General features: G+C 64.7%; 30 protein-coding genes, 1 tRNA gene and 1 riboswitch. Of the genes, 14 read left to right on the top strand and 17 right to left on the bottom strand.

Features of this window, described 5'->3' with window-relative positions; genetic code table 11:
* Nucleotides 1–10 precede the first annotated feature (10 nt).
* The 3 genes from cysC to BLS50_RS04770 all read right to left on the bottom strand — a co-directional run bounded on the left by cysC (nt 11) and on the right by BLS50_RS04770 (nt 2647).
* Nucleotides 11–574 (bottom strand): adenylyl-sulfate kinase, encoded by a 564-nt coding sequence (gene cysC, locus BLS50_RS04780; protein ID WP_027810232.1) that lies wholly within the window; start codon nt 572–574, stop codon nt 11–13.
* 715 nt (nt 575–1289) lie between these two features.
* The gene (locus BLS50_RS04775) at nt 1290–2123 is read right to left on the bottom strand and encodes a class II glutamine amidotransferase (RefSeq protein ID WP_011544669.1); all 834 of its coding nucleotides are present in this window, start codon (nt 2121–2123) and stop codon (nt 1290–1292) included.
* Nucleotides 2124–2317: 194 nt separating this feature from the next.
* The gene (locus BLS50_RS04770; RefSeq protein ID WP_006484989.1) at nt 2318–2647 is read right to left on the bottom strand and encodes a carboxymuconolactone decarboxylase family protein; all 330 of its coding nucleotides are present in this window, start codon (nt 2645–2647) and stop codon (nt 2318–2320) included.
* A gap of 113 nt (nt 2648–2760) precedes the next feature.
* On the opposite strand from BLS50_RS04770, the gene BLS50_RS04765 reads away from it, so the two are divergent.
* From BLS50_RS04765 to BLS50_RS04755, 3 genes are all read left to right on the top strand, one after another.
* A complete protein-coding gene (locus tag BLS50_RS04765; protein WP_409410375.1) occupies nt 2761–3006 on the top strand; it encodes a helix-turn-helix domain-containing protein in 246 nt (81 codons plus the stop codon).
* A 103-nt stretch (nt 3007–3109) separates the two neighbouring features.
* Nucleotides 3110–3553: an inner membrane protein YiaA gene (yiaA, locus tag BLS50_RS04760; RefSeq protein ID WP_027807496.1), complete on the top strand. Its 444-nt coding sequence runs from the start codon at nt 3110–3112 to the stop codon at nt 3551–3553.
* A 361-nt stretch (nt 3554–3914) separates the two neighbouring features.
* Nucleotides 3915–5723 (top strand): hypothetical protein, encoded by a 1809-nt coding sequence (locus tag BLS50_RS04755; protein WP_124621673.1) that lies wholly within the window; start codon nt 3915–3917, stop codon nt 5721–5723.
* 338 nt (nt 5724–6061) lie between these two features.
* Here the strand turns inward: BLS50_RS04755 and BLS50_RS04750 are convergent.
* The 9 genes from BLS50_RS04750 to BLS50_RS04710 all read right to left on the bottom strand — a co-directional run bounded on the left by BLS50_RS04750 (nt 6062) and on the right by BLS50_RS04710 (nt 12626).
* Nucleotides 6062–6138, bottom strand: a tRNA-Lys gene (locus tag BLS50_RS04750).
* A gap of 110 nt (nt 6139–6248) precedes the next feature.
* Nucleotides 6249–6998, bottom strand: a complete 750-nt coding sequence (gene ybgF / locus BLS50_RS04745) for a tol-pal system protein YbgF (protein WP_011544679.1) — start codon at nt 6996–6998, stop codon at nt 6249–6251.
* Nucleotides 6999–7017: 19 nt separating this feature from the next.
* Nucleotides 7018–7530, bottom strand: a complete 513-nt coding sequence (pal, locus tag BLS50_RS04740; RefSeq protein WP_006484980.1) for a peptidoglycan-associated lipoprotein Pal — start codon at nt 7528–7530, stop codon at nt 7018–7020.
* A 17-nt stretch (nt 7531–7547) separates the two neighbouring features.
* Nucleotides 7548–8843, bottom strand: coding sequence for a Tol-Pal system beta propeller repeat protein TolB (gene tolB, locus BLS50_RS04735; protein ID WP_006476798.1), 1296 nt, complete (start codon nt 8841–8843; stop codon nt 7548–7550).
* Between the two features lie 109 nt (nt 8844–8952).
* Entirely contained in the window at nt 8953–10008 is a 1056-nt protein-coding gene (gene tolA / locus BLS50_RS04730) for a cell envelope integrity protein TolA (RefSeq protein WP_012327979.1), read from the bottom strand.
* Nucleotides 10005–10454 carry a protein TolR gene (tolR, locus tag BLS50_RS04725; protein ID WP_006484943.1) on the bottom strand — a complete coding sequence of 150 codons (450 nt, stop codon included), beginning with the start codon at nt 10452–10454 and terminating at the stop codon, nt 10005–10007. The genes tolA and tolR overlap by 4 nt, the downstream gene beginning before the upstream one ends.
* Nucleotides 10455–10464: 10 nt before the next feature.
* Nucleotides 10465–11142 (bottom strand): protein TolQ, encoded by a 678-nt coding sequence (gene tolQ, locus BLS50_RS04720; protein WP_006476795.1) that lies wholly within the window; start codon nt 11140–11142, stop codon nt 10465–10467.
* Nucleotides 11143–11286: 144 nt separating this feature from the next.
* Entirely contained in the window at nt 11287–11772 is a 486-nt protein-coding gene (gene ybgC, locus BLS50_RS04715; protein ID WP_074801113.1) for a tol-pal system-associated acyl-CoA thioesterase, read from the bottom strand.
* Between the two features lie 107 nt (nt 11773–11879).
* Nucleotides 11880–12626, bottom strand: a complete 747-nt coding sequence (locus BLS50_RS04710; RefSeq protein WP_011544683.1) for an SDR family NAD(P)-dependent oxidoreductase — start codon at nt 12624–12626, stop codon at nt 11880–11882.
* A gap of 180 nt (nt 12627–12806) precedes the next feature.
* Nucleotides 12807–12907, top strand: a riboswitch (ZMP/ZTP riboswitch).
* Between the two features lie 137 nt (nt 12908–13044).
* Between BLS50_RS04710 and glyA the strand changes: the two genes are divergently transcribed.
* The 7 genes from glyA to BLS50_RS04670 all read left to right on the top strand — a co-directional run bounded on the left by glyA (nt 13045) and on the right by BLS50_RS04670 (nt 17839).
* Nucleotides 13045–14292, top strand: a complete 1248-nt coding sequence (glyA, locus tag BLS50_RS04700; protein ID WP_011544684.1) for a serine hydroxymethyltransferase — start codon at nt 13045–13047, stop codon at nt 14290–14292.
* Nucleotides 14293–14298: 6 nt separating this feature from the next.
* Nucleotides 14299–14778 (top strand): transcriptional regulator NrdR, encoded by a 480-nt coding sequence (gene nrdR, locus BLS50_RS04695; RefSeq protein WP_011694173.1) that lies wholly within the window; start codon nt 14299–14301, stop codon nt 14776–14778.
* A 153-nt stretch (nt 14779–14931) separates the two neighbouring features.
* The gene (locus tag BLS50_RS04690; protein WP_074801109.1) at nt 14932–15495 is read left to right on the top strand and encodes a GspH/FimT family pseudopilin; all 564 of its coding nucleotides are present in this window, start codon (nt 14932–14934) and stop codon (nt 15493–15495) included.
* Between the two features lie 17 nt (nt 15496–15512).
* A complete protein-coding gene (locus tag BLS50_RS04685) occupies nt 15513–15902 on the top strand; it encodes a type IV pilus modification PilV family protein (RefSeq protein WP_080486878.1) in 390 nt (129 codons plus the stop codon).
* Nucleotides 15892–16725 carry a type IV pilus assembly protein gene (locus BLS50_RS04680; RefSeq protein WP_074801102.1) on the top strand — a complete coding sequence of 278 codons (834 nt, stop codon included), beginning with the start codon at nt 15892–15894 and terminating at the stop codon, nt 16723–16725. Before BLS50_RS04685 ends, BLS50_RS04680 begins: the two co-directional genes overlap by 11 nt.
* A 206-nt stretch (nt 16726–16931) precedes the next feature.
* A complete protein-coding gene (locus BLS50_RS04675; protein ID WP_074802757.1) occupies nt 16932–17396 on the top strand; it encodes a pilus assembly protein in 465 nt (154 codons plus the stop codon).
* The gene (locus tag BLS50_RS04670; RefSeq protein ID WP_027813025.1) at nt 17393–17839 is read left to right on the top strand and encodes a type IV pilin protein; all 447 of its coding nucleotides are present in this window, start codon (nt 17393–17395) and stop codon (nt 17837–17839) included. The genes BLS50_RS04675 and BLS50_RS04670 overlap by 4 nt, the downstream gene beginning before the upstream one ends.
* Nucleotides 17840–17893: 54 nt before the next feature.
* Here the strand turns inward: BLS50_RS04670 and BLS50_RS04665 are convergent, their stop codons facing one another.
* The 3 genes from BLS50_RS04665 to BLS50_RS04655 form a co-directional block, all read right to left on the bottom strand.
* Entirely contained in the window at nt 17894–18337 is a 444-nt protein-coding gene (locus tag BLS50_RS04665) for a DUF3318 domain-containing protein (RefSeq protein ID WP_027807488.1), read from the bottom strand.
* 43 nt (nt 18338–18380) lie between these two features.
* Complete coding sequence (locus tag BLS50_RS04660) at nt 18381–18770, bottom strand: phage holin family protein (RefSeq protein ID WP_027807487.1); 390 nt, start codon at nt 18768–18770, stop codon at nt 18381–18383.
* Between the two features lie 118 nt (nt 18771–18888).
* Nucleotides 18889–19191, bottom strand: a complete 303-nt coding sequence (locus BLS50_RS04655; RefSeq protein WP_006494044.1) for an ElaB/YgaM/YqjD family protein — start codon at nt 19189–19191, stop codon at nt 18889–18891.
* A 318-nt stretch (nt 19192–19509) separates the two neighbouring features.
* Here BLS50_RS04655 and BLS50_RS04650 point away from each other — a divergent pair, with 318 nt between their 5' ends.
* Nucleotides 19510–20148, top strand: a complete 639-nt coding sequence (locus BLS50_RS04650; RefSeq protein WP_006476788.1) for a peroxiredoxin — start codon at nt 19510–19512, stop codon at nt 20146–20148.
* 131 nt (nt 20149–20279) lie between these two features.
* Here the strand turns inward: BLS50_RS04650 and BLS50_RS04645 are convergent, their stop codons facing one another.
* The gene (locus BLS50_RS04645) at nt 20280–21467 is read right to left on the bottom strand and encodes an acyl-CoA dehydrogenase (RefSeq protein WP_074801100.1); all 1188 of its coding nucleotides are present in this window, start codon (nt 21465–21467) and stop codon (nt 20280–20282) included.
* A 274-nt stretch (nt 21468–21741) separates the two neighbouring features.
* On the opposite strand from BLS50_RS04645, the gene BLS50_RS04640 reads away from it, so the two are divergent.
* Nucleotides 21742–22533, top strand: coding sequence for an IclR family transcriptional regulator (locus BLS50_RS04640; RefSeq protein WP_074801097.1), 792 nt, complete (start codon nt 21742–21744; stop codon nt 22531–22533).
* 152 nt (nt 22534–22685) lie between these two features.
* Nucleotides 22686–23096, top strand: coding sequence for a GFA family protein (locus tag BLS50_RS04635; RefSeq protein WP_027813028.1), 411 nt, complete (start codon nt 22686–22688; stop codon nt 23094–23096).
* Between the two features lie 169 nt (nt 23097–23265).
* Here BLS50_RS04635 and BLS50_RS04630 read toward each other — a convergent pair whose 3' ends face one another.
* Nucleotides 23266–24069 carry an EAL domain-containing protein gene (locus BLS50_RS04630; RefSeq protein WP_006484944.1) on the bottom strand — a complete coding sequence of 268 codons (804 nt, stop codon included), beginning with the start codon at nt 24067–24069 and terminating at the stop codon, nt 23266–23268.
* Nucleotides 24070–24425: 356 nt separating this feature from the next.
* On the opposite strand from BLS50_RS04630, the gene BLS50_RS04620 reads away from it, so the two are divergent.
* Nucleotides 24426–26087 (top strand): FAD-dependent oxidoreductase, encoded by a 1662-nt coding sequence (locus BLS50_RS04620; RefSeq protein ID WP_074801094.1) that lies wholly within the window; start codon nt 24426–24428, stop codon nt 26085–26087.
* Nucleotides 26088–26090: the final 3 nt, after the last annotated feature.

Below are 26090 nucleotides of genomic sequence, written 5' to 3'. Positions count from 1 at the left end.
GGGGCCGATATCAGTCGTTCAACGGCAATTTCTGCATGATCGCGCGCACGCATTCCAGCGGACTGGCTTCGCCCGTGCGCACGTGCACGTCGGGAAATACCGGCTTCTCGTACGTGGATTCGATGCCGGTGAACTGCCGAATGGCCCCTTGCCTTGCCAGCGCATACAGCCCCTTGGGGTCGCGCGCTTCCGCCACATCCAGCGCAACGTCGACAAAGACTTCGAAAAACATGCCCTGTGGAAAACGCGCGCGCGCTTTGGCGCGAGCCTCCTGAAACGGCGAGATCAGCGCAACGATGACGACGAGCCCGGCCTCCACCATCAGGCGCGCGACCTCGGCAGTCCGACGAATATTCTCGTGGCGGTCTGCGTCGCTGAATCCCAGGTCCTGATTCAATCCTTCGCGAAGCAGGTCGCCGTCCAGCAGAAAAGTCCGAAGACCGCGTGCCTCGAGTTGTTCCTTCAGCAGATTCGACAGCGTCGATTTACCGGCACCGGAGACACCGGTGAGCCATACCACGAAGGCATGGTCCTGCTTCATGCTGGAAAGCACGGATTGATTACCCGTCAGCATGACAGGGAGGGAATTTTGGAGATCTTGAGTCATCTCGGAGTCGATGTGCCGGAACTGCGTCGTACTTTTTTATGATGCGGATTCATCCGTCGGCGAATTGTAACGTGCCTTTTCTAAATTTGTAACTTGAATATTTTAATCAGGAATAAGCGATGGCCTTCGTGCGGCACGACGTTGTTCGGGCGCCCTCTGCTCGGTAACGATTGCCGATTCGTCGTAATAATTGGAAATGAACACGTGTCGCCGGTACGGTAAAAGGCAGGTAGAATCACCGCCCCATTTCATTGCCCCACTGAGTTTGCGGTACGTCCCGACCGGCCCGGCGCCATGAGGGAGGCGGGAGCGAGCAGCTTGCGGCGGAATCGTCGGAGGCAGGGCGACGGTGCCCGTCGACGTGTTGCAGAATTCCTCGACACATATGTCTTCGACCGTGTTTCGATTATCGCCCCCGTTCCTGGCGGGTATGAAATCGCAAGAGTATTAATTTTTTATTCGGCGAAATCCGCAGAGGAGTGTGCGTGGCGTCCGCCTTCGTGATGCGACTCTGTCGCTCATTATCGAATTGGGGATTATTCGACGCGTGTGGGTCGATTATCTTTGCCGGGTGACGATTGGCATCCCTTCCGATTACTTCGGCAGCACCACGCGCCGGCCCTTAAAAGCCGGATCGTCACAATCGTCTTATCACGCTCGCTTTCGTCAGGACTGCCGGATGTCACTTGTGCCGCGGCCCGAACGGCCGCTGCTGCACATCGGCGCCGTGCGCGACGATCGCCATGCCCTCCGGTACTTCCTCCCACGCGCCGCGCAAGTCGACGAGCGGCTCCGACACGACCATGAACGCATCATCGCCGGCTTCGGCGATACGCGGGTTATGCGGATACAGCTCGTGCAGATGCTTGAACGACGTGCTGTGAAACAGCGAGCGCGATTGCCGTTCGCTCGAGTAACGCACCGCGACGATCCGTTCGCCGTCGGTCGCGCAGATCGTCATGTTGAGCGGGTCGGCGACGCGATGCCGCGCGGCGGTTTCCTCGACCACGCCGACCATCCGTTCGAGCGCCGGCAGCGGCGCCTGCTCGAGACCGTACGTCAGCGCGAGGCGGAACATCAGCTCGGAATCGGTCGAGCCTTCGAGCGTTGGGAACAGCGCCGGGTCGACCTTCATCGTCAGGTCGCGGCGCAGCTTGTGGAAGTCGCGGATCAGCCCGTTGTGCGCGAACAGCCAGCGGCCGTGGCGGAACGGATGGCAGTTGGTTTCCTGCACGGGCGTGTCGGTCGCTGCGCGGATGTGTGCGATGAACATCCGCGAGCGGATCGCACGCGCGGCTTCGCGCAGGTTGCGGTCGTTCCATGCGGGATGCACGGAGCGATAGCGGAACGGGAGTTCGTCGGGATGCCCGTACCAGCCGATGCCGAAGCCGTCGCCGTTGGTGGTCGTGGCGCCCAGCTCCGAATGCAGGCTCTGGTCGATCAGCGAATGCTTCGCGCGGAACAGCACGGTTTCCAGATGGATCGGATTACCCGTATAGGCGAGCCAGCGGCACATGGAGCGCTCCTTCACGATGTATCGTTCGCGCATGGTAGCCGACTCCGCGACGTCGCCGCGTCCGGGCGGCTCAGCCACAATCGTCATACGTGGCGGCCGCCTCCGCGCGATACGCGACCGCGCGACCATGTGGCTCGGCACCACGCAATGCAGCAGTTCGGTGCGGCACGTGGGCCGTGCCGCACCGCGCGGGTTCAGTCGCCGAGCGCGTCCATCACACGCGCCGAATAGACGAGCGCCGCACCCGCATTCAACGCGATCGCGACGCCGAGCGCTTCCGCCACTTCCTCCTTGGTCGCGCCATGCTTGGCCGCTTCGGCCGTATGCACGGCGATACAGCCGTCGCAGCGCGTCGTGACGGCCACCGCGAGCGCGATCAGCTCGCGCGTCTTCGCGTCGAGATGGCCGGTCTTGGCGCCCGCGCCGGACAGCGCCTTGTAGCCGGCCAGCGTATCGGGCGACAGCTTGGCGATGTCGCCGATACGGGTCGAGAGTTCCTTCCGGTATTCGTTCCAGTTCAGCATGATGCGTCCTTGTCGAGAAGAGTGAGGAGGGCGGCGGGTGCCGCGATCTCGGGCGATGCAAGGCTATTCTGATCGCTCAGGCTGAGGGTTTCGATACGTTAGCGTGTCAATTTTTGCGCAATCGTCTCATGGATGCGCTGAGCCAACTCCTCAGCGAGAAGGCCGGCATGAGCGTCGGCGCGTTCGTCGCGCAGATCCGGATGATGCATGCGTGCGCGCTGCTGCAGGACACGCAGCGCGGGCAGGCGGAAATCGGGCAGGCGGTCGGTTACCAGTCCGAGGCCGCGTTCGGCAAGGCGTTTCGCGCGGTGCTTGGCACGACGCCGGGGCGTTGGCGGCGCGCGCGGCGCGAAACGTGAGCGTGCAAGCACGCCCGTCGTGACGCGCGCCAAAGCTGCTACCATGCGCAAAACGCAGTTCAACGAAAACGATTTCGAACAACAAGAAAGAGAGGGCAAAGCAATGAACCAGACCACCATCCAGCAACCGTCATTCGCGTTCGTGGCCGCATCTTGGGCCGCGCTGCTCGCCGGTTTCGCGGCATTTCTGATCGGGTTGTGGAACGCCGGCATGCAGCTCAACGAGAAGGGTTACTACTTCACCGTGCTGGTGTTCGGCCTCTATGCGGCGATCTCGCTGCAGAAGAGCGTGCGCGATCGCGCGGAAGGCATTTCCGTCACCGGCATCTACTACGGCCTCAGCTGGGTCGCGCTGCTGCTGTCGATCGCGCTGCTGATCGTCGGCCTCTTCAACGCGACGCTGCAGTTGAGCGAGAAGGGCTTTTACGCGATGTCGTTCGTGCTCGCGCTGTTCGGCTCGGTGGCCGTGCAGAAGAACACGCGCGATTTGCAGAACGCGAAGCCGCGCTATACCGACGCTGATTCCGCGTCGTCGATCCAGGAGTGACGACACGCGCAGCGGGCGCCCGCCGAGGTCGCCCGTTGCGCGGAGATGTCCATTGCACCCGCATTCGCCGGCGTGCCGCGGGCCGGCTCGTTTCGTCCATGCCGCCGCAGCATGAACCGCATGTTGCCCTTTACACCGAGTCGGTCGTGTTGTCCGAGTTCATCGGATTATATTGGTTTCTATCGAAACGCTGAATTCCGTGGAGAATTTTATCGGAAAGCAGTAAGATTCCGGTAGGTCGGTGTCGAGGCTCCAGTGCGCGAATTGCAATAAGTGATCGTTGATTAATTGATATTTGATTCCGTCTGGCAGTAAGTTTAAAAATGCAGATCTAAGTCGGTCTGGGGTGGTTGCAAAAAATATGAAATCTACTTTGTTCGTGCATGCAGGCGGCCCTAAAACTGGCTCTTCCGCATTGCAAAGCTTTCTTGAGTTCAACTCCGAAAAGCTTGGGGCTTGCGGTGTAGGGTATCTGAATAAGGCCGGAATATCATTCGAGCACCAGATTTCGAGCGGAAATGGCGAAATGCTGCGGGGAGCCATCTGCGCGTGCGAAGAAGGCACTGCGTCGGTCGCGCAAGTAATAAAATCATACTTCGAGAATAATTCGACTGCGATTTGCTCGTCGGAACTTTTCAGTGATTTTTCGCCTGAAAATTGGCGCTTGCTTGCAAATGTCTGTCGGGCGGAAGGCATCGAGTTGCACGTAGTTTTCTACGTGAGAAATGTGATTCCATTCATGAAATCCGTATATGATCAGCTTGTTAAGCGTCATGGGATGTATGAGGATTTTGATGTGTGGGTCAGAACTGCCGAGTGGCTTCATATTCACACACTCAGGTCGCTCGCCGAGACGCTGTCGCGTGATGAAATTACCGTAATCAGCTATGAAGCGATCAACAAGCGTGTGGTTGATTCTTTTGTCGGCCTAATCAGTATTGACGCTCTCGAGCACCAGGATCTGATCGTCAACCGTTCATTGACTGCTGTCGAGCGTGATTTTCTTCGTAGGATCAATCGGGAATTTGGTGGTGCTTTCTCCGAGGAAATTTCTGATCGCATGATTTATGCAGACCCATATGCCAGATCCGAGGCTGTTCAGGTAAGTGCGGAGATCGAGTGTGAGCTTGAACGGCGCTACGGAGCTGATCTCAACTGGATCAATAAAGAGTTTTTTGGCGGGATCGAGGTTGTTTCCATTTCCGGGGAAGGGAAAAAGGCCGATCGTCAGCCGAACGTCGTCCAGGCCCCGGAGGAAGCAGGTGGGCGCATGGTCGATCACAAGGCACGTGTCCAGGAGCTTGTGCTGGACTGGGCGTTAGAAAAAATTGCGCTGACTCAGCAATCCGGTGCCGTCAGTGTTGCAAATGCCCTGCTGAATATCGACTGGCATTTGGCGAGTGATCCGACGATTCCGAACGATTTTGATCCGATTGCTTATCTGTTGAACAATGTCGATCTGATTACTGCGGGTATTTCGCCCTATGCGCACTTCATTGCCCATGGGCAATACGAGGTAGGGCGAATTTGGACAGCAGGACCAAATGCCGGATGGGCCAGAGCGAAAGAAGAGTTCCGTGAGAAGACGCGGGAGTTACGTCAGCTCAAGGAGGCATTGACCATCGAGCGCATCAAGTTGGACGCAGATTGCGCGACGGCTAAACTGAGTACCCGCAGCGAGGTGGAATCATTGTTGCGACGGCAAGCGGAAAGGGAGCGAGAGTATGTAGAGGAACTAGCCGAAACATACAAGAGAATCGATCGGGAACGGGTTGCGTCGATTGATGTCGCCGAGAAAAAGTTTGCGAGCTTAATCGAAGAGCATACGCGGAAATCTGGCGCGCTGGAGAAGCGTCTGACAGACATGCAGGGGCAGCTGGAGAGCTCACGGCGGGAAATTGAATTGCTGTTGCGTCACCAACTGGAGCGCTCGCATGCCCACGCGGAGCAACTCACGCAGTTGCGCTTCAGTATGGACGGGGAACGCGCCGCATCAGACGATGCTGCCACGAACAGGCAGCCGACAGCGACGAACGCGTTAGCAATGAGGGCCAGCTTGCTTGAAGACGAACTTTCGACTCTGCGAAATCAACTCGAAGTGTCGCGTGGTGAGATCGAGTCGCTGCGACGCCGAACCGCGGAACTTGAGCGGCAAACGTCTGCGAATTGACGGGGGGCGGTATTGGATGCCGGGCCGTTACCTCATGTGGACGGTTGATGACAGCCTCGAAGAACGTATGCTTTCGGCGCGGCAATGCGGCCGGGAGCGGGATACTGGCCCCGCCGTAAAGTCATGTTGGGAAGATTGCCCGCTCTGCAGAAGGAGGGGCCTTCCTTCGCTCGATTGGGGGCGATAGTCGTGCCTCGGTGCAATGCTTAAGTCGCAAACCGCGCAAGGGCCGGGTGACGCATCGTGGATCGCTTGTACGCGGTCGCGGCTTTCCGATCAGGGCCACAGACGCAAAAAAGCCTCCGCGAGGGAGGCTTTTTTGCACTATCGAAGATAGTTGGTAGGGTGGGAGGGACTCGAACCCTCGACTCTCTGATTAAAAGTCAGATACTCTAACCAACTGAGTTACCACCCCACGTTCTTGAAACTTGTTTTGATTCGTTGCTTCAACAACTTGGGCAACGACCCAAAGAGCAAAAGATTATAGCGACGGGTTACAGGGCTGTCAACAACCCGTCACGATAATTATTTGATCGTTTCGAGCTTGCCCTGCGCCGTCTGCGCCGCGTTCGATCCGGCGTACTGCGACACGACCTGCTCGAACGTTTTCTTCGCGGCCGCCTTCTGGCCTTGCTCGAGCTGGTTCGTGCCGATCGCCACGAGGGCGTCGGCCGCGCGCGGGTGTTGCGGGAACTTGCTGACGATCCCTTGCCACGTCGCGGTCGAGCCGCGGTAGTCGCGCAGCGCGTATTGCGCGTTGCCATACCAGTACTGCGCGGTCGGCTGATAGGGACTCTGCGGATACTTCGCGATGAACGCACGGAACGAAGCCGCCGCCGCCTTGAAGTTGCCGTTGCGGAACTGCTGCTGCGCCGCGCTGAGCGCATCCGTTTCACCCGGCTGCACGGTGCCTTCGACACCATCGATCGTCGCCTGCTGCGGCTCAAACTTCTTGAGCCGCGTGTCGAGATCCTGGTAGTACTCCTTCTGCTGCCGCTCGAGCGTCGTCAGCCGGTTCGTCAGATCCTCGTTCTCGCCGCGCAGCGTCGCGACCTGCTGGTTCAGCTGGTCGATACGGCCGGATTGATCGAGGATCGTACGCTGGGCGGCCGACAACTGGCTCGACAGGTTGTCGCTCTTGCTGCGCAGATCGAGCACGGCACGGCGCGCTTCGTTGTCGTCGAACATGCCGGCGTGCGCGGGCGCGGCCGACCACGCCGCGCCCGCGACGCAGAATGCTGCGGCAACGCGCAGCCAGGTTAAACGGTGCGTCATACGGCGATTCTTCCGTTACTTACTGTTGGTAGACGAGGTCGGCGCGACGGTTCTGCGCCCACGATGCTTCGTCGTGACCCGTTGCCTGCGGCTTTTCCTTGCCGAGGCTCACGGCTTCCATTTGCGAATCGTTCACGCCGAGCAGCGCCATCGCACGGCGGACGGCTTCCGCACGCTTCTGGCCCAGCGCGAGGTTGTACTCGCTCGTGCCGCGTTCGTCGGTGTTGCCCTGGATCAGCACGTGGCGCTGCGGGTGGCTCTTCAGGTACTGCGCGTGCTGCTGCATCAGCGGCTGGTACTCGTCCTTCACCGAATAGCTGTCGAAGTCGAAGTAGATGCTGCGCTTCGCGAGCGGGCTGTTCGGGTCGTTCAGCGGATCGACGTTCACTTGCGCGACGTTGTCCGCGCTCGGCTGCGTGCTGACTGCGCCCGCGTTGTTTGCCTTGTCGTCGAGCTTCACGCCCGACTTGCACGCTGCGAGCGCGCTGATCATCATCACGGCCAGGGCCAGACGAGCTTTATTCGACATCATGGTTACTCTCCTTGTGGTCATTGCATGAAGGGCCCCCACGACGGCTCGCGAACGGAGCCGCCCTGGACGGACAAGATCTGCGGCGGCGCGCTGCCGTCGGAGGGCACTGCAGCCAGAACGTTGCGACCACCCGACTGGGTAGCGTACAGAACGTACTGGCCGTTTGCCGCGAAGCTCGGCGATTCGTCGCGATTGGTATTCGTGATGGCGTTCGCCGCGCCAGTCTGCAGATCCTGAACGTACAGCTTGAAGCCCCCACCCGTGCGGGAGATGTAAGCGAGCAGCTTGCCGTCCGGGCTCACGCGCGGGCTCGTGTTGTAGCTGCCGGTGAAGGTCACGCGCTGCGCGGCGCCGGCGCTTTCACCCTGCGCGGGCATCCGGTAGATTTGCGGTGCACCGCCACGATCGCTCGTGAAGTAGATCCAGCGACCGTCCGGCGAGTAGAACGGTTCGGTGTCGATCGAGCTGCTCTGCGTGAGACGGCGCAGGCCGCCGCCGTTCGCGTTGACCGTATAGATTTGCGTATTGCCCGTCAGCGACAGCGCGACGGCCAGCGTGTTGCTGTCCGGCGACCACGCCGGTGCGCTGTTGTTGCCCTTCTGGTCGGAGACCATGTAGCGGCGGCCGGTCGGCAGGTCATGGATGTAGACGATCGGCTTCTTGCGCTCGAACGATACGTACGCGACCTTCGTGCCGCTCGGCGACCAGGCCGGCGAGATGATCGGTTCGGTGCTCGACAGCGCGATGCGCGCGTTCTGGCCATCCGAATCGGAAATCTGCAGCTGGTAGCGGTTGCCGGTCTTGATCACGTACGACAGGCGCGTGGCGAACACGCCGCGCACGCCGAGCAGCTTCTGATAGATGTAGTCGGCGATCTTGTGGCCGGCCGTGCGCAGCGTGGTGTCGGTGGCCGTCAGCGACAGGCCGCCGAGGCTTTGCTGCTTCACGGTGTCGTACAGGATGAAATTGACCTTGTACTGGCCGTTCGCGTCGCGGTTCACGCTGCCGGCGACGAACGCATTCGCGCCCTTGGCCTTCCATGCGCCGAGATCGACCGAGGCGGTCTCGGGCACGGGCGTGCTGCCCGCGTCGATGTTGGTGAATTTGCCGCTGCGGGCGAGGTCGGCGCGCACGATCGACGTGACCTGCTGCGGCAGATTCGCCTCGTTCGTGAAGTTTGCGGTGGCAATGGGGAACTGGGTCGACCCGACACCGGTGATCAGCACGTTGACCTGGGCGTTAGCGGCGCTGCCCGCCGTGATCAGACACGAGGCCACGAGTGCCCTGAAACCTAGCTTTGTCATCAAACTCATGCTTCTTGCTTCCCGTATGGCTTGGATCGCTGCGCAACGGCAGAGACAGTAAAAATACCCGATTCGTTCCCATCTGACAGCGACGCCCGGAGTGTAAGCGCATTTCGTTTCACTCCGCCGCCTTGAAGGTAATCGTAATGTCAGACGGGGTACGACCGTTAGAATCGGGCGGCAACGGGACCGATGCGTGGATCGCACTGACCACGGCTTGATCCCACCCCGAATTCCCGCTCGAGCGGGAGACCGATGCGCTCAATACGTCACCGGACGGCGTGCACCGAATCTTGACGACGGTGGTCAGGCCCGCCCGCTCGCCGCCCCAAACGATGTTCGGCTTGACGCGGCGGCGCACCTTGTCGGCATAGCCGGGCGTGGCGGCATTGCCGCCGGAGCCCGTACCCGTGCCGCTTTTCGCGAGACCTTCGCCGCCGCCTTCACCGGCGCCGGACAGGCCCTGCATCTGCGCGAGGCGCGCGCTGCGCTCGCGGTCGAGCTTCGCGTTCGCCGCCGCACTGGCCTTCGCGCGCGCCGCGGCCTCGGCCTTCGCCTTGGCCTGGGCTTCCGCCTTCGCCTTGGCGGCCGCGTCGGCCTTCGCCTTCGCCGCCTGCTGCGCTTCGAGCTGCGCCTGCTTTTGCTGCTGAAGTTTCTGCTGTTCGAGCTTCTGCTGTTCGGCGAGCTGCTGTTGCTTGAGCTTGTCGGCCTGCTTCTGTCTGTCGCGTTCCGCGGCCTTCTGTGCGGCCAGCGCGGCGGCTTGTTGCGCGGCGAGCTGCGCGCGCCGGGCTTCCTCTTCCTGCTGGGCCTTCAGTTGCTGCGCACGGCGCTGCTGCTCGAGCTGCGCTTCGCGCGCGGCCGCTTCCTGCTGCCGTTTCTTCTGCTGCAGCGCGATGTCGGCCTGCTCGTCACGCACCGGGGCAGGGGGCGGCGCGACCTTCACGGGCGGCGCGGGCGTGACGACGGGCCGCGGCGCGGGGACGTCGGGCACTTCGGTCCACAGCTCGGCTTCGGCGCCGGCCGGCGTGCTGTTCTGCCACTGCACGCCGTGATAGAGGAACAGCGCGAGCAGCACGTGCATCAGCGCGGCGAGCGCGAACGCGCGCCACGTCCCGCGCTCGCGGGGAGGCTGGAGCGGGTAGGCGGATCTGCGCGTGGATTGCTGCCGGTTCATTGCGATTTGACGAGGAGGCCGACGCGCTTGACGCCACGCGCCTTCAGATCGGACATCACGGTCATGACGGCATCGTACTGCACGGTCTTGTCGGCTGCGATCACGACCGGCTGGTCAGGGTGATCGGCCTGACGGGCCGAGATGAAGCTGTCGAGCTCGGCCTTCGTCATCGTGTCTTCCTGGGTCGCGCCCGAGTCGCCCTTGTACTTGACGCTCATCGTGCGGTCGGCCTTGATGTTGACGACGACGGGCGGCGTCTGCTCCTGCGGCGCGGCATTGCCGACGGTCGGCAGGTTGATGATCGACGGTGCGACGAGCGGTGCGGTGACCATGAAGATCACGAGCAGCACCAGCATCACGTCGATGTACGGCACGACGTTGATGTCGGCCATTGCGCGGCGCGAGCGGCCGCCGCGCATGCTGGATCGAATGGGGCTTCCTGCCATGGCGCGCTCCTTACTGGGCCTGACGCTGCAGGATGTTCGAGAACTCTTCGATGAAGGTCTCGAAGCGGATCGCGAGGCGGTCGATGTCGTGCGCGTAGCGGTTGTACGCGACCACCGCCGGAATCGCGGCGAACAGGCCGATCGCGGTGGCGACGAGCGCCTCGGCGATGCCCGGCGCGACGTTCGCGAGCGTGGCTTGCTGCACGTTCGCGAGGCCGCGGAACGAGTTCATGATCCCCCAGACCGTGCCGAACAGACCGATGTACGGGCTGACCGAGCCGACCGACGCGAGGAATGCGAGGTTGGCTTCGAGCACGTCCATTTCACGCTGGAACGACGCGCGCATCGCGCGGCGGGCGCCATCGAGCACGAGGCCCGGATCGCTGAGGCGCTTTTCCTTCGCCTTCAGGAATTCGCGCATCCCCGATTCGAAGATCCGCTCGAGTGCGCCGATCGTATGGCGGTTGTTGGCGGCGCTCTGGTACAGCGCCTGCAGGTCGCCGCCCGACCAGAAATCCTTCTCGAAGCGTTCGGTCTGGGCACGCGCGCGGCGGATCGCGAACCACTTGCGGAAGATGAAGGTCCACGACATCAGCGACAGCAGCAGCAGCAGTCCCATCACCGCCTGGGCCAGCACGCTCGCGTTGAGGACGAGGGAAATGATCGACAGGTCTTGAACAGTATTCATAGAGGTTTGAGTAACGTCCCTTCGGCGGTGCCCGGCAAGGGCGTCCGGCGTGCATGCGGCGCGGCGCGCCGGCCATGCCTGACGCCGAACCTTGCTTAGTATCGAATCAGAACGGCAAGTTCATAGGCTTTGTCTAAACGGCGCTCATGCGCGCTTCGTTGACAAACCCGTCTGCCCGGCGTCGATGACGGGACCGCGTTGCAACGCGTCGAGCACGACGGGCGGGATGGCCGCGGGCCGGATGCCGTGACGGTCGACGCAGCCGAGGCGGATATGCCCGGCCACGAGCAGCGTGTCGCCACACCAGGCTTCCTGCGTGAATTCCACCGAGGCGCGGCCGATGCGTCCGGGCCTGCTCGTGATCGTCAGCGTGTCGTCGAGTCGCGCCGGCGCGCGGTAGTCGAGCGACGTGCTGCGCACGATGAAGATCGCACCGGTGTCATCGGCGAGCCGACGCTGGTCGACGCCGCATGTACGGAGCCACTCGGTGCGGGCGCGCTCGAAGAACTTCAGGTAGTTGGCATAGAAGACGATGCCGCCTGCATCGGTATCCTCGTAGTACACGCGCACCGGCCAGGTAAAGCCGGACGGCGCTTCCGGGGAGCGGGTAGGCTGAGTCATGGCGCGCATTCTACCGGAAGGCAAAGGCCCGATTCGTAACCGATTCGTAACGGAATGTAGTGCGTCGTAGCACACCGCGGGCCGCCCGGAGGCGGGCCCGCGGCTGCGGGCGACGGTCAGCCGCGATGGATCGTGAGGCCGGCCGGCGCTTGCGCGACCGGCATCATTTCGATCGTATTGATGTTGACGTGCGCGGGGCGCGTGGCGATCCAGTAGATCGTATCGGCGATGTCCTCCGCCGTGAGCGGCTGGACGTTCTGGTAGACGTTCGCCGCCTTTGCATCGTCGCCGCGGAAGCGGACGTTCGAGAATTCCGTGCCGCCGCACAGGCCTGGTTCGATGTCGGTGACGCGCAACGGCGTGCCGATCAGGTCGGTGCGCAGGTTCAGGCTGAATTGTCTGACGAAAGCCTTGGTCGCGCCGTAGACGTTCCCGCCCGGATACGGATAGGTGCCGGCCACCGAGCCCAGATTGAAGATATGGCCGCGACCGCGCGCGATCATGCCCGGCAGCAACGCGTGCGTGACGGTCACGAGGCCCGAGCAGTTCGTGTCGATCATGGTCTGCCACTCGTCGAGGCTCGCCTTCTGGGCCGGCTCGACGCCGAGCGCGAGGCCGGCGTTGTTGACGAGCACGTCGAGCGCCGCGAATTCGGCGGGAAGGGCGGCCGGCACGGCTTCGACGGCCGCGCGGTCGCGCACGTCGAGCTCGAACGGCAGCAGCGCGTCGCCGAGTTCGGCCGCGAGCGCATCGAGGCGATCCTTGCGGCGTGCGGTGGCGACGACGCGATGGCCGCCCTTGACGAAGGCACGGGAGATGGCGGCGCCGAAGCCGGCGGACGCACCTGTGACGAACACGATCATTGCTGCTCCTGGTCGGTAACGGAATAGCGGGTGGAATCCCGCAAGCCTACTGAGAATGCCGCACCGCGGCAAGACGGCGAAGCGTGTCGGCACGGGCGCGTAGAGTCTGGCCCTTATTGTTTGAGGCGCCCTGCCATGCGGTTGCCTATTCATGACGCATCCAATACACTAATGCGTTCATCACCCCTGCGTGACTGGCGATAGAACCCTCAGGGTTCAAGGTGGAGCATCCCACCGTGAAGCGCGGGGCGCCGTTTTTGCCGTTCGCCTGGGCAGCCGTTGTGCGCCGTCGCGTGCATCGCCGGTGGCTGTCCTGCCTCGCGTCATACGGATTCTTCCGCCACGTCGGGCTGGTCTCGCCAGCAGCGCACCGTACTCGGCCACTCCGGTCAACCTGTACACACTTAACGGAAACCGTATGTTTGACAGAGCCCAAAGCACCATCGCGAACGTCGATCCCGAAATCTTTGCAGCGATCGAGCAGGAAAACCGCCGCCAGGAAGATCACATCGAGCTGATCGCGTCGGAAAACTACACGAGCCCGGCCGTGATGGCCGCGCAGGGCTCGCAGCTCACGAACAAGTACGCGGAAGGGTATCCGGGCAAGCGCTACTACGGCGGTTGCGAGTACGTCGACGTGGTCGAGCAACTGGCGATCGACCGTGTGAAGCAGCTGTTCGGTGCGGAAGCGGCGAACGTGCAGCCGAACTCGGGTTCGCAGGCGAACCAGGGCGTGTTCTTCGCGATGCTCAAGCCGGGCGACACGATCATGGGCATGAGCCTCGCGCACGGTGGTCACCTGACCCACGGCTCGCCGGTGAACATGTCGGGCAAGTGGTTCAACGTGGTGAGCTACGGCCTGAACGAAAACGAAGACATCGACTACGAAGCGGCCGAGAAGCTCGCGCAGGAACACAAGCCGAAGCTGATCGTTGCGGGCGCGTCGGCGTTTGCGCTGAAGATCGATTTCGAGCGTCTGGCGAAGATCGCGAAGTCGGTGGGCGCGTACCTGATGGTCGACATGGCGCACTACGCTGGCCTGATCGCGGCGGGCGTGTACCCGAACCCGGTGCCGCACGCGGATTTCGTGACGACGACGACGCACAAGAGCCTGCGCGGCCCGCGCGGCGGCGTGATCCTGATGAAGGCCGAGTACGAGAAGCCGATCAACTCGGCGATCTTCCCGGGCATCCAGGGCGGCCCGCTGATGCACGTGATCGCGGCGAAGGCCGTGGCGTTCAAGGAAGCGCTGTCGCCGGAGTTCAAGGAATATCAGCAGAAGGTGGTCGAGAACGCACGCGTGCTGGCCGAAACGCTGGTCAAGCGCGGGCTGCGGATCGTGTCGGGCCGCACCGAAAGCCACGTGATGCTGGTCGACCTGCGCGCGAAGAACATCACGGGCAAGGCAGCGGAAGCGGCACTCGGCGCGGCGCACATCACGGTGAACAAGAACGCGATCCCGAACGATCCGGAAAAGCCGTTCGTGACGAGCGGCGTGCGCCTGGGTTCGCCGGCGATGACGACGCGCGGCTTCGGGCCGGCGGAAGCCGAGCAGGTGGGTAACCTGATCGCCGACGTGCTGGAGAACCCGGAGGACGCAGCCACGATCGAGCGCGTGCGTGCGCAGGTCGCCGAGCTGACCAAGCGTTTCCCGGTCTATCGCTGATCGCCGATGCGCTGCCCGTTCTGCCGGCATGACGACACGCAGGTCGTCGACTCGCGCGTGTCCGAAGATGGCGCCGCGATTCGCCGGCGCCGTCGCTGCTCGGCTTGCGACAAGCGCTTCACGACGTACGAGCGGGTCGAACTGAACCTGCCGGCCGTCGTGAAGAAGGACGGCAGCCGCACGGAATTCGACCGTCGCAAGATCGTCGCCAGCATGCAACTCGCGCTGCGCAAGCGGCCCGTTGCGGCCGACGCGATCGACGCGGCGGTCGCCCGCATCGAGTATCAACTGCTCGCGACTGGCGAGCGTGAAGTGCGTAGCGAGAAGCTGGGCGAACTCGTGATGAACGAGTTGCGCGGCCTCGATACGATCGCTTATGTCCGCTTCGCATCGGTGTATCGCCGGTTCGAGGACGTTTCCGAATTTGCCGACGTGATCGAAGAGTTCCGTCGCGCCTCTCCCGCCAAGACCCCGCGTAAGCGCTGACGCGCTGCGTTCGTTCATCGTCTGCTCCGTTGGTTCGATTCGCGCCGATTGTGTCGGCTGCGATCGCATGTCGCCAGTCGGCCGTTCGGCAAATGGCGCCCGTCCGCACGTGCCGCTACAGTCGTCGCATCACCGTGGCGGAGGACGATTGCGATGGAACGGGGCGCTCAACCCTTGAAGCATGTGCTGCAACGACCGGGCGGATTCACGCTCGTCGAACTGATGGTCGCCATGTCGCTGGCGGCGGGGCTCGCGCTCTATGCGGTGCCCACCTTCGACCAGTGGCGTATGCGCGAACGCGTGGATGCCCGCTCGCGGGCGCTGCTCGGGGCGCTGTCGTTTGCGCGTACCGAGGCAACGCGGCTCGGCGCGCGCGTCACGCTGTGTCGCGCCGGGCGCGACGGTGCATGCCTGCGTGCCGGTGAGCGATGCGATCCGGCCGAATGGTCGTGCGACTGGATCGTCAGCGGGCAGGTCGACGGGCAGTCGCGTGTGCTGCGACGCTATCCGCGCGATGCCGAAGTGGCCGTCGCGGGCGCCGCGCACGAACTGACGTTTGCACCGCCGGTCGGTCAGTCGATCGGCGGAATCCGGCGTTTCGAATTGCATCCGCGGCGCAGCGTGTCCGGCGCCGACGATGCGCGCGCGTCGCGTTGCGTCCGGATTGCGGCAGGCGGCCGCGCGCGGATGGTCGCCGGCCGCTGCGACGCGGCGTGATCGCCGTGCGCAATGCCATGCGCGGCACGTCGCTGATCGAGGCGACGCTGGCCATCGCGCTGCTCGCCACCGTGATGCTGGCCGTGGTCGGCAGCCAGCTCACGATGGCGCGTGCGCAGCGCACGACGATCTGGCGCGAGCGCGCGCTGTGGCTGGCCGATGCACGTATCGAGCGTCTGCATGCTGCTGCTGCGGCCGATGACGGCCTCGTGGCGCTGGCGGCTGCGTCGTTGCCGGGCGGCGCGATGACGCTCGATGGCGGGCCGGGCGGCATCCGTTACGTGGTCGTCGGCTGGCGGGGCGGCACTCAGGGCGCGTCGTCGCGCTGCGATGCGACGGGGAAGTCGACGCAGCCGCCATCGTGTGTCCGGATGCCGTTTCGGGAGAGCGCCGTCGATGAACGCTGATCGCCGTACGTGTGGCCATACGCTGCTCGAAGTGCTGATTGCGATGACCGTCGGGCTCCTCGTGCTCGCGGCGGCCGGTGCGCTGTACCACGCGCAGCATATTGCGCAGCGTCGCGCGGAAGACGGGTTCAGGATGCGCGACGCTGCCGCTACCGCGCTGATGCTGATCGGTCAGCAGATCCAGATGGCAGGATTTAGGCCGCTCGATGGCGAAGCGGCATCGTCGTTGCCGCCGGTGTTCGGCTGTTCGGCGGCACGCGTGCGCGGTAGTGGCGCACAGGTGCGCTGCGAGCCCGCGCGTCTGTCGTCGGATGCGGTGCTGGTCCGGTATGTCGGCGATTCCGTCTCGACGTGGGCGACGGTGAGCGGGCAGGCGTCGGATTGCCTCGGGCAGGGTGTCGGCGTGCCGGGCGAACCGGCGCCGGTGGAGAATCGCTTCGATGCGCATGTCAGCCCGTCGACGGGCGAGCCCGAACTGTACTGCGAGGGAAGCGGCCGTCCGGGTACGCCGCAGCCCATCGTGGCGGGAATCGATCAGTTGCGCATGCGCTATTTGCGTCGCGGCACCACGCACTTCGTCGACGCCGATACGATGCGTGCTGACGACTGGCGCGATGTCGTGGCCGTGCATGTCTGCGTGCGGGCGCGCGGCGAGCCGATGCGCGAACCGACGCGGCAAGTCGACTGCGACGGCCGCGTCGCCGTTGCACCGGATGGCCGCGCACGGTTGACGTTCGATCGCATCATCGCGTTGCGGAACGTCGCGCTCGTATCCGATGTTGCGTTGCTCGATGCAACTCAAGCACGCGAGGGGGCGCGATGAGTGGAGCCGCGCAGTACACGCGAGACGACATCTCCCGACGCGTGAAGGCACGGCACGGCCATGAGCGCACCGTCGCAAATGATGACGGCCCGCAGCAGGTCGCATGTGCCGGCGTTCGGGCGACGAGTCTCCGCGAGCCATACAGGCATGTCCGCCCCGACCGCCGCGGCTGGCGTCGCGACGCAGGTCTTGCATTGCCCGCGGTGATCGCGGTCGGCGCAGCAGTCGCGGCACTGACCGGCACATGGTTTGACGCCGCGTTGACGGAGTCGCGCCGTACCCGCGCGTTGTCGGATCGGTTGATCGCCTTCCACGCGGCCGATGCCGCGCTTGCCGCGTGCACTGCTCGATTGCTGCGCGGCTCGGCGCCGTATGTGAACGAAAGCGAATCGCACGCGGAGCCCGACGGATGGCGACGCATGCCGCCGCTGGCGGCTGCCGAAGCGTTCGCGCCATTCGCCGAATGGCCGATGGCCGCGCAGCCGCCGCGATGCCTGATCGAGGCGTGGCGGCGTCCGGCACGGCAGGCCGGCGACCGCGCTTACCTGGTCACCGCGCGTGGCGTCGGCGCGCACGCGTCGAGCGCCGTCTGGCTGCAACATCAGGTCGTGATACGCGACGGTCATATCGTCGAGCTGCGCTGGCGTCGTATCGCGGCGGTACTCCGATGAATGGCCGCCTGTCCCGGTGCCGCTCGGCCGGATTCACGCTGATCGAGCTGATGATCGTGCTCGCGATCGTCGCCGTGCTGGCCGGGTGGGGTATCCCGTCGTATCGCGAACATGTCGTGCGGGTTCACCGTGCGTCGGCGGTGTCCGCGCTGTACCGTGCGGCCCAATATCTTGAAACGCTGGACGGTGCGCCGCCTGCGGCGTTGCCGGATGCGCTCGCCCAGGCGCCGCCGGACGGGCATGCCGTGTATCGATTGACGCTCGGGCGGCCGGATGGCGACGGTTCACCGGTGAGCTATGAACTGGCGGCGACGCCGCTCGACACCGGGCCGATGCGCGACGATGCATGCGGCACGTTCACGCTGCGTTCGGACGGGACGAAAGGCAATACAGGAAGCGATGGCGTCGACGAACCGGGCGCTGTCTGCTGGGGCGTGCGCTGAGTGCGCAAGGAAGGCGCGCAGCGGCGCAGGGCCGTGCGCGCGGGATGCCGACGATCAGTCGTTCTGTGCGTCGAGCCCGCGTTCGTCGCGGGACTGTTTCCAGATCCGGTAGACCTCCCATGCGGCGAAGCCGAGCGTGCCCCACTTCAACGCGGGGCCCGCGCTCGCACGCAGCAGCGAGCGAACGGGTTTCGCCAGCACGAGCGATGCGAGCGAACTCAGCATCGGATACTGGTTGACGAGCTGGCCGAGGCTTGCGTTCAGGTTCTTGGCCGACTGGCCGAACCTGCCGGTCGACAGCCCGGGGATGAACACCTTGAGCCAGCTGAAGCGCGTGACGGCGTGGCGCATTTCGGCGGCGGCCTCCGCAAATTCGAGCCGCTCGACTTCGGATCGCAGGATCAGCAATTCCTTGCGGAGCGCGCGGTGCTGCGACGCGCTCCAGTTCGATCGCGACGAATGGGAGCGGGAGGGATTGCCCGTGATGTTCTGGCTCATGGCGCGTCGGCGAAGTAGGTGGGAGGGATGAGCGCGAAGGCGTTCACGGCTTGCCGCGGAACAGGTCGCGGTCCTTCTCGAGCTCGGCGAGCGTCGCCTCGAACACGGTCGGCGCGTCGCGCAGGCCCGAGCGCGCCTTCAGCGCGCATACGATGCCGCTGACGGCATACAGCGCGGTGATCGCGGCAAGCGCCTGCCAGCGGTAGGTATCCCAGAACGCGATCGCGATCAGCACGGTCAGGCTGATGAGCGCCATCGTCGCGAGCATCATCGCGGCGAGTCCGAGGAACAGCACGCCCATCAGGCGCTCCTTCTCCTCGGCAAGCTCGATGCCCACCAGTTCGAGGCGCGTCTGCAGAAGGCCGATGGCGGAGCCGACGAGGCGGCGCAACGGTCCTTGACCGGACGGCTGCGAGGGGGTGTCTGTCGTCATGGGTGAGGTGCTTGCGCGTGCAGTAAGCAGCTAGGACAAAGCCGGCCGGCGCGGGCCGGCAGGCTTCGACGCCCGCAGGCCGCAACGCGGCCTGCAGGACGAAACGGCGCAGAGCGCGTTACTTGCGGTTGATCAGCAGGCCGATCAGCACGCCGACGCCGGCGGCCACGCCGATCGACGTCCACGGATGCTCGTGCACGTAGTCGTCGGTCGCACGCGCGGCCTTCTTGCCTTTCTCGACCACCACGACCTGGACGTCGGCGGCCTTTTCCTTGGCCTGCTTCAGGCGCGACATGGCTTTCTCGCGCAGCTCGGCCGCACGGTCGCCCGTGCTGCTCGCCGCTTGCTTGAGCAGGTCTTCGGCGTCCGAGAGAACGGTTTTGATATCCGACATCAGTTTCTCCTTGTTGATTTCCGACATTGCAACTCCCTTCGTGCTGTCATGCTGCAGGTTCACATCGTAGCGAAACCCCTGCCTGCTGGCGAGCCGGGAAGACACACGGCGGCAGCGCAAGACTGCATGGTAAACGACTTGTAATCATGAACAGAGCGGCAAACGCGTTGAAAAGTTTCCCCCGCGAGCTTCCGTCCTGCCATGACGCTGGGTAAAAATGACAAAAAAGTATGAATATCAAACGGAATAATCGTTCGCACGGCCCATTGCTTCCCGTAAGCTGATGGACTGCCCCGCGCTGTCCAGCGCGCGGTTTCAACCAGCATCGTTCGAGGAGGGAACATCATGAGTCTGCGTCTTGGCGACATCGCACCGGATTTCGAGCAGGAATCGAGCCTGGGCACCATCAAGTTTCACGAGTGGCTCGGCAACAGCTGGGGCGTCCTGTTCTCCCATCCGGCCGACTACACGCCGGTGTGCACGACCGAACTCGGGCTGACCTCGAAACTGAAGGGCGAATTCGAGAAACGCAACGTGAAGGTGATCGCGCTGTCGGTCGACGGCGTCGAATCGCACAAGGGCTGGATCAACGACATCAACGAAACGCAGTCGACGGTCGTGGGCTTCCCGATCATCGCCGACGCGGACCGCAAGGTGTCGCAGCTGTACGACATGATTCACCCGAACGCGAACGAAACGCTGACGGTGCGTTCGCTGTTCGTGATCGACCCGAACAAGAAGGTGCGGCTCACGATCACCTATCCGGCCAGCACGGGGCGCAACTTCGACGAAGTGCTGCGCGTGATCGATTCGCTGCAACTGACCGATAATTACAAGGTCGCGACGCCCGGCAACTGGAAGGACGGCGACGACGTCGTGATCGTGCCGTCGCTGCAGGACCCGGAAGAGCTGAAGAAGCGCTTCCCGAAGGGCTTCAACGCGGTGCGTCCGTATCTGCGCCTGACGCCGCAGCCGAACAAGTGAGCATCGGCGGCCCGCGGCCGCGGCTGCGATGAAAAAAAGCCCGCCCGGCAGTGATGCCGGGCGGGCTTTTACTTGGCGGCGTGCGAGTGCGCGTGCGCGGCATTGCTGCCGCGTGCGTCATGGCCGGATCATCAGAAGAATGCCTGGATACCCGTCTGCGCGCGGCCGAGGATCAGTGCGTGGATGTCGTGCGTGCCTTCGTACGTGTTGACCACTTCGAGGTTCACGAGGTGGCGCGCGACGCCGAATTCGTCGGAGATGCCGTTGCCGCCGAGCATGTCGCGCGCGAGGCGGGCGATGTCGAGCGCCTTGCCGCATGAATTGCGCTTCATGATCGACGTGATCTCGACGGCGGCCGTGCCTTCGTCCTTCATCCGGCCGAGGCGCAGCACGCCTTGCAGGCCGAGGGTGATTTCGGTCTGCATGTCGGCGAGCTTCTTCTGGATCAACTGGTTCGCGGCGAGCGGCCGGCCGAACTGCTGGCGGTCGAGCACGTACTGGCGCGCGGTGTGCCAGCAGGACTCGGCGGCGCCGAGTGCGCCCCATGCGATCCCGTAGCGCGCCGAGTTCAGGCAGGTGAACGGGCCGCGCAGGCCGCTCACGTTCGGCATCAGGTTCTCTTCGGGCACGAACACCTCGTCGAGGACGATCTCGCCGGTGATCGATGCGCGCAGCCCGACCTTGCCGTGGATCGCGGGCGCCGACAGGCCTTTCCAGCCCTTCTCGAGGATGAAGCCGCGAATCGCGTCCTTGCCGTTCTCTTCCAGCTTCGCCCATACGACGAACACGTCGGCGATTGGCGAGTTGGTGATCCACATCTTCGCGCCGGACAGCGCGTAGCCGCCCGGCACCTTCTTCGCGCGCGTGACCATGCTGCCCGGATCGGAGCCGTGGTTCGGCTCGGTCAGGCCGAAGCAGCCGATCCATTCGCCGGTCGAGAGCTTCGGCAGGTATTTCTGCTTCTGCGCGTCGGAGCCGAATTCGAAGATCGGCACCATCACGAGCGACGACTGCACGGACATCATCGAACGGTAGCCGGAGTCGACGCGCTCGACTTCGCGCGCGATCAGCCCGTAGCTCACGTAGTTGAGGCCGGGGCCGCCGTACTCCTCGGGAATCGTCGGGCCGAGCAGGCCGACTTCGCCCATCTCGCGAAAGATGACCGCGTCGGTGCGTTCGTGGCGGAACGCTTCGGTGACGCGCGGCGCGAGCTTGTCCTGTGCATACGCCTGCGCGGCATCGCGGACCATTCGCTCTTCTTCGGTCAGTTGCTGGTCGAGCAGCAGCGGATCGTCCCAATGAAAAGTTGCAGCACTCATCGTCTCATCTCCTGTCGGCCGGAGTTGGCGCTTCAGCGCTTACTCCGGCCCCATGCTTTGCGGTCGGCCCGAGTTGGCGCTTCGGCGCTTACTTCGGCCCCATGCTTTACGGTCGGTTGGAGCGGGCGCTTCGGCGCCGGCCCCGAGCCCGTGCTTTTCAGTCGGACAGAGGCCGCGCTGCAGCGCTTGCTCCGGGCTGATGCCTGAAGTTCGCTTGACTTGCGTTCCGCTGTGCGGAACAATGTTTTGCAAATCGAACCCAGTGTAGCACCGGATGACACTTTCAACCATCGACGACACCACGATCGACGAGCGCAAGTTCGTCGTCGCGCTCGCGCGCGGGCTCGACCTGCTGCGCGCCTTCCGGCCCGGCGAGACGATGCTGGGCAATCGCGATTTCGCGGAACGCACGGGGCTGCCGAAGGCGACGGTGAACCGGCTCGCCTATACGCTGACCGTGCTCGGCTATCTGCGCTACGACGAGACGCTCGGAAAGTATGCGCTGGACGCCGGCGTGCTGTCGCTCGGCTACGCGCTGCTGTCGGGCTCGGGCACGATCGATCTCGCGCGGCCGCACATGCAGGCGCTCGCGCGCGAGATCGGCGCGGCCGTGTCGCTTGGCTGCCGCGACGGGCTCGACATGATCTATCTGGAGACGATCCGCAGCGAGACCGCGTTGACGCTCGGGCTCGCGCCTGGTTCGCGGCTGTCGATGCTGACGAGCTCGATGGGGCGCGCGTACCTGGCCGTGCAGCCGGAGGACGTGCGCCGCGCGCTCTATGCCGAACTGCACCGCGCGGCCGGCGGCGCGGCCGACGCCGATGCGCTCGTTGCCGCCGCGCAGCAGGCGGTGGCCGAATTCTCGGCGGGCGGTTGCTGCTATTCGTTCCGCGCGTGGCACACGGACGTGAACGCGGCGGCCGTGCCGTTTCGCGAGCCGCGCGAGGGGCGCTGGCTGATCCTGAGCTGCAGCGGCCCGGCGTCGTCGATGGACGAAGACGTGTTTCGCACGCAGGTCGGGCCGCAACTGAAGGCGCTCGCGCAGCGGCTCGGGCAGACGGTCTGAGAGCGACGAGCGCGCGGGTGCTGTGGTCGTGCGGCAACCAGCTCGTGTGCAACAGGTGGGGAAGCAGAGGCGGCGCGGCACCGTTGCGTATTGCGTGACGGGCGAACCGCGCTCATCATCGTTCGCCTGCTTCCCCGACGACGAGGTCTGCGATGGCGCACCCCGAACCGATGGAAGGCGGATGCGCGTGCGGCGCGATCCGCTACCGTATCGCCGGCGTTCCGACCGACGCCGGCTTCTGCCACTGCCGGCTCTGCCAGCGCACGACCGGCGCGGCGGTCGTCGCATCGGCATCGGTGCCGATCGACGCTTTCGAATATCTGCGGGGCGAACCGACCGTCTACGCGTCGAGCGCCTGGGGCGAACGGCGCTTCTGCGGCCGTTGCGGCGCGCAACTCGAATACCGGCGCTCCGACGCGCCGCGGACGGTCGAGATCAATTACGCGACGCTCGACGAACCGTCGCGGCTGCGTCCGGCTTGGCACGTCTGGTACGGCGATCGTTTCCCGGGCATCGAGATCGACGACGATCTACCGAAGTACGACGACGGTGGCAGGGAGTAGGCGGCCCATCGCGGGCAATGCGCCGGTGCCGGGCTTTCTGCATGAACGAACGAGGAACCGGCCGGCGTCGAGCGACGCTGCGTGCTGAAACCCGATTCCCGAGGCAACACGACACCGGCATCCGCCATCCGGCGCGCCGCGCTCTGCGCGCGCTTCTCCCGCCGATCGCTCAGGCCGTCACGACCTTCGCGAACACCGGCCCCTGCATGAACCGCACGTCGTGCTGGCGCAGCAGCTCGCACTGCGTCTCGTCGACCACGCCGTCGAAGATCAGCGGAATCCGCACGCGCTGCGCGTAGGCGACGAGCGCCTTGACCATCCCGTCGCGCAACGCGATACCTGCATCCATCTTGATGTAGTCGGGGCGCGCCATGTCCGATTCGACCGCGAGGATGCGGCCCGGATCGGGCAGCTTGTCCGCGACCTTGAAGCCGTGATGCTGATAGCTGCGCGTCAGGTAGCCGAGGAACGTCTTGTGGGCGACCGCGACCGCCGGCAGCTCGATCACGATCCGCTCGGGCGGCAGCCCGAAGCGCTGCAGCACCGACGAGAAATGCTTGCCGTGGTCGTACTTCACGCTCTTGAGCAGCCGCTCGTGCACGCGCAGGAACAGCAGCCCGTGACGCTGCGCCCCGAAGAAATTGATCGCGTGCAGCGCGCGCGACAGGCGGTCGATCGCGACCAGCGTCTGGTCGTCGACGGCCGCGTCGACCGGGTCGTGCTGCGCGCCGGTGACGAGCGTGACGGCCTGGAAGCCGAGCTCGTCGCCGTAGCGCTCGATCGCGTCGGCGAACGACGTCGATTGCGGCGCGCCGGGCATCGTCACGTCGTAGATCGGCTCGTACGCGCTGGCGAGCGTGCGCTCGGGCAGATTCGCGCACGCGGTGCCGCCTTCGGCAAGCGCGAGGTGTTCCCGCAGATACGGCAGTTGCCCGGCACGGCTGACCAGCTCGGGGATGGTAGGCGGAATCATCGGCGTGAGAAGGAAAAATGGCGGCCGAAAGGGCCGCCTCGTGACTTGATATTAGCAGCGCGCGCCGCGCTCGGCTCGGCGTTTCATTCATATGGTTATCCCGTCCCCGAGCGAACGACTAGGGTTTACGTTGATTTCACTATTCGTAATTGGTTTTACTATTCGTAAATCCAAGGAGGGGTCGCCGATCAAGAAAAGCGGCATGCGGGCGCCGCGAGACGGCGCCGTTCACGAATCAACAGGAAGCAAGGAGCGAGACGTGGCGGTTGTTGACAGGACAAGCGGGCAGGCGCGCCGCGAGGAGACGGACGGAGCGACGGGCGCGGCGGTGCGCGCACGGCGGGGTTGACGCGCGGATGGCGACCATGAGCATCGATTACCAGACGCTGAAGTTCGAGTACCGCGCCCGCGCGTACGACGCGGCCGTCCACCCGGTGATCGTCGTCGGCGCGGGCCCGGTGGGCCTCGCCGCCGCGATCGACCTCGCGCAGCAGGGCGTGCCGGTCGTGCTGCTCGACGACGACGACACGCTGTCGACCGGCTCGCGCGCGATCTGCTTCGCCAAGCGCACGCTCGAGATCTTCGACCGGCTTGGCTGCGGGGAGCGCTTCGTCGACAAGGGCGTGAGCTGGCACGTCGGCAAGGTGTTCCTGCAGGACGAGCAGCTTTACGCGTTCGACCTGCTGCCCGAGGAAGGGCATGCGCGTCCCGCGTTCATCAACCTGCAGCAGTACTACGTCGAAGGCTATCTGGCCGACCGCGCGTTCGAGCTGCCGAACATCGACATCCGCTGGAAGCACAAGGTGACGGCCGTCGACCAGTCGGCCGAACACGCGGTGCTGACGATCGAGACGCCGGACGGCGTCGCGACGCTGCGCGCGCAATACGTGATCGCGGCCGACGGCTCGCGCAGCCCGATGCGCGCGGCGATGGGCCTGGAAAGCCGCGGCCGCACGTTCAAGGACCGCTTCCTGATCGCCGACGTGAAGATGAAGGCGGAGTTTCCGACCGAGCGCTGGTTCTGGTTCGACCCGCCGTTTCACCGCAACCAGTCGGTGCTGCTGCACCGTCAGCCGGACAACGTGTGGCGCATCGACTTCCAGCTCGGCTGGGATGCCGACCCGGTCGCCGAGAAGCAGCCGGAGCGCGTGATTCCGCGGGTGCGCGCGCTGCTCGGCGCGGACGTCGAGTTCGAGCTCGAGTGGGTGAGCGTCTATACGTTCCGCTGCCAGCGGATGGACACGTTCCGCCACGGCCGCGTGCTGTTCGCGGGCGATTCCGCGCACGGCGTGTCGCCGTTCGGCGCGCGCGGCGCGAACAGCGGCGTGCAGGACGCGGACAACCTCGCGTGGAAGCTGAAGCTGGTGCTCGACGGCCGTGCGCACGACCGCCTGCTCGACACCTATGCGAGCGAGCGCGAGTTCGCGGCGGACGAGAACATTCGCAACTCGACACGTTCGACCGACTTCATCACGCCGAAAAGCGCGGTGTCGCGCGTGTTCCGCGACGCGACGCTGAAGCTCGCGCGCGACTGCGAGTTCGCACGCAAGCTGGTGAACAGCGGGCGCCTGTCGGTGCCCGCCGTGCTGGCCGATTCGCCGCTCAACACGCCGGACCGCAACGGCGATACGTTTGCGTGCGCGATGCGGCCGGGCGCGGCAGCGGCCGATGCGCCGGTGCGCGCGCAGGGCGCGTCGGGCTGGCTGCTGCAGCATCTGCGCGGCGGCTTCACCGGTGTGCTGTTCGGATTGCCGGGCGACGCGGCCGCGCTCGCGCAGGCCGTCGACGGTCTCGCGCCGGCGGTGCGGCCGGTGCTCGTCGTGCCGGCCGGGCACGCGCAGCCGGCGGCGGGTGTCGACGTGGTGGAGGACGTCGACGGGCTCGCCGCGCAGCGCTACGACGCGCAGCCCGGCACGTTCTACCTGCTGCGTCCCGACCAGCACGTCTGCGCCCGCACGCGCACGCTCGACCGTCAGGCGATCGCCGACGCACTGGCGCGCGCGAGTTGCGCACGCTGAATA

Origin of the sequence: Burkholderia orbicola (assembly GCF_900100915.1) — a bacterium.
Lineage (GTDB): Bacteria > Pseudomonadota > Gammaproteobacteria > Burkholderiales > Burkholderiaceae > Burkholderia > Burkholderia orbicola.
Note: the sequence above shows the minus strand (reverse complement) of the source record. Positions and strands in the feature narration are given on the sequence as shown.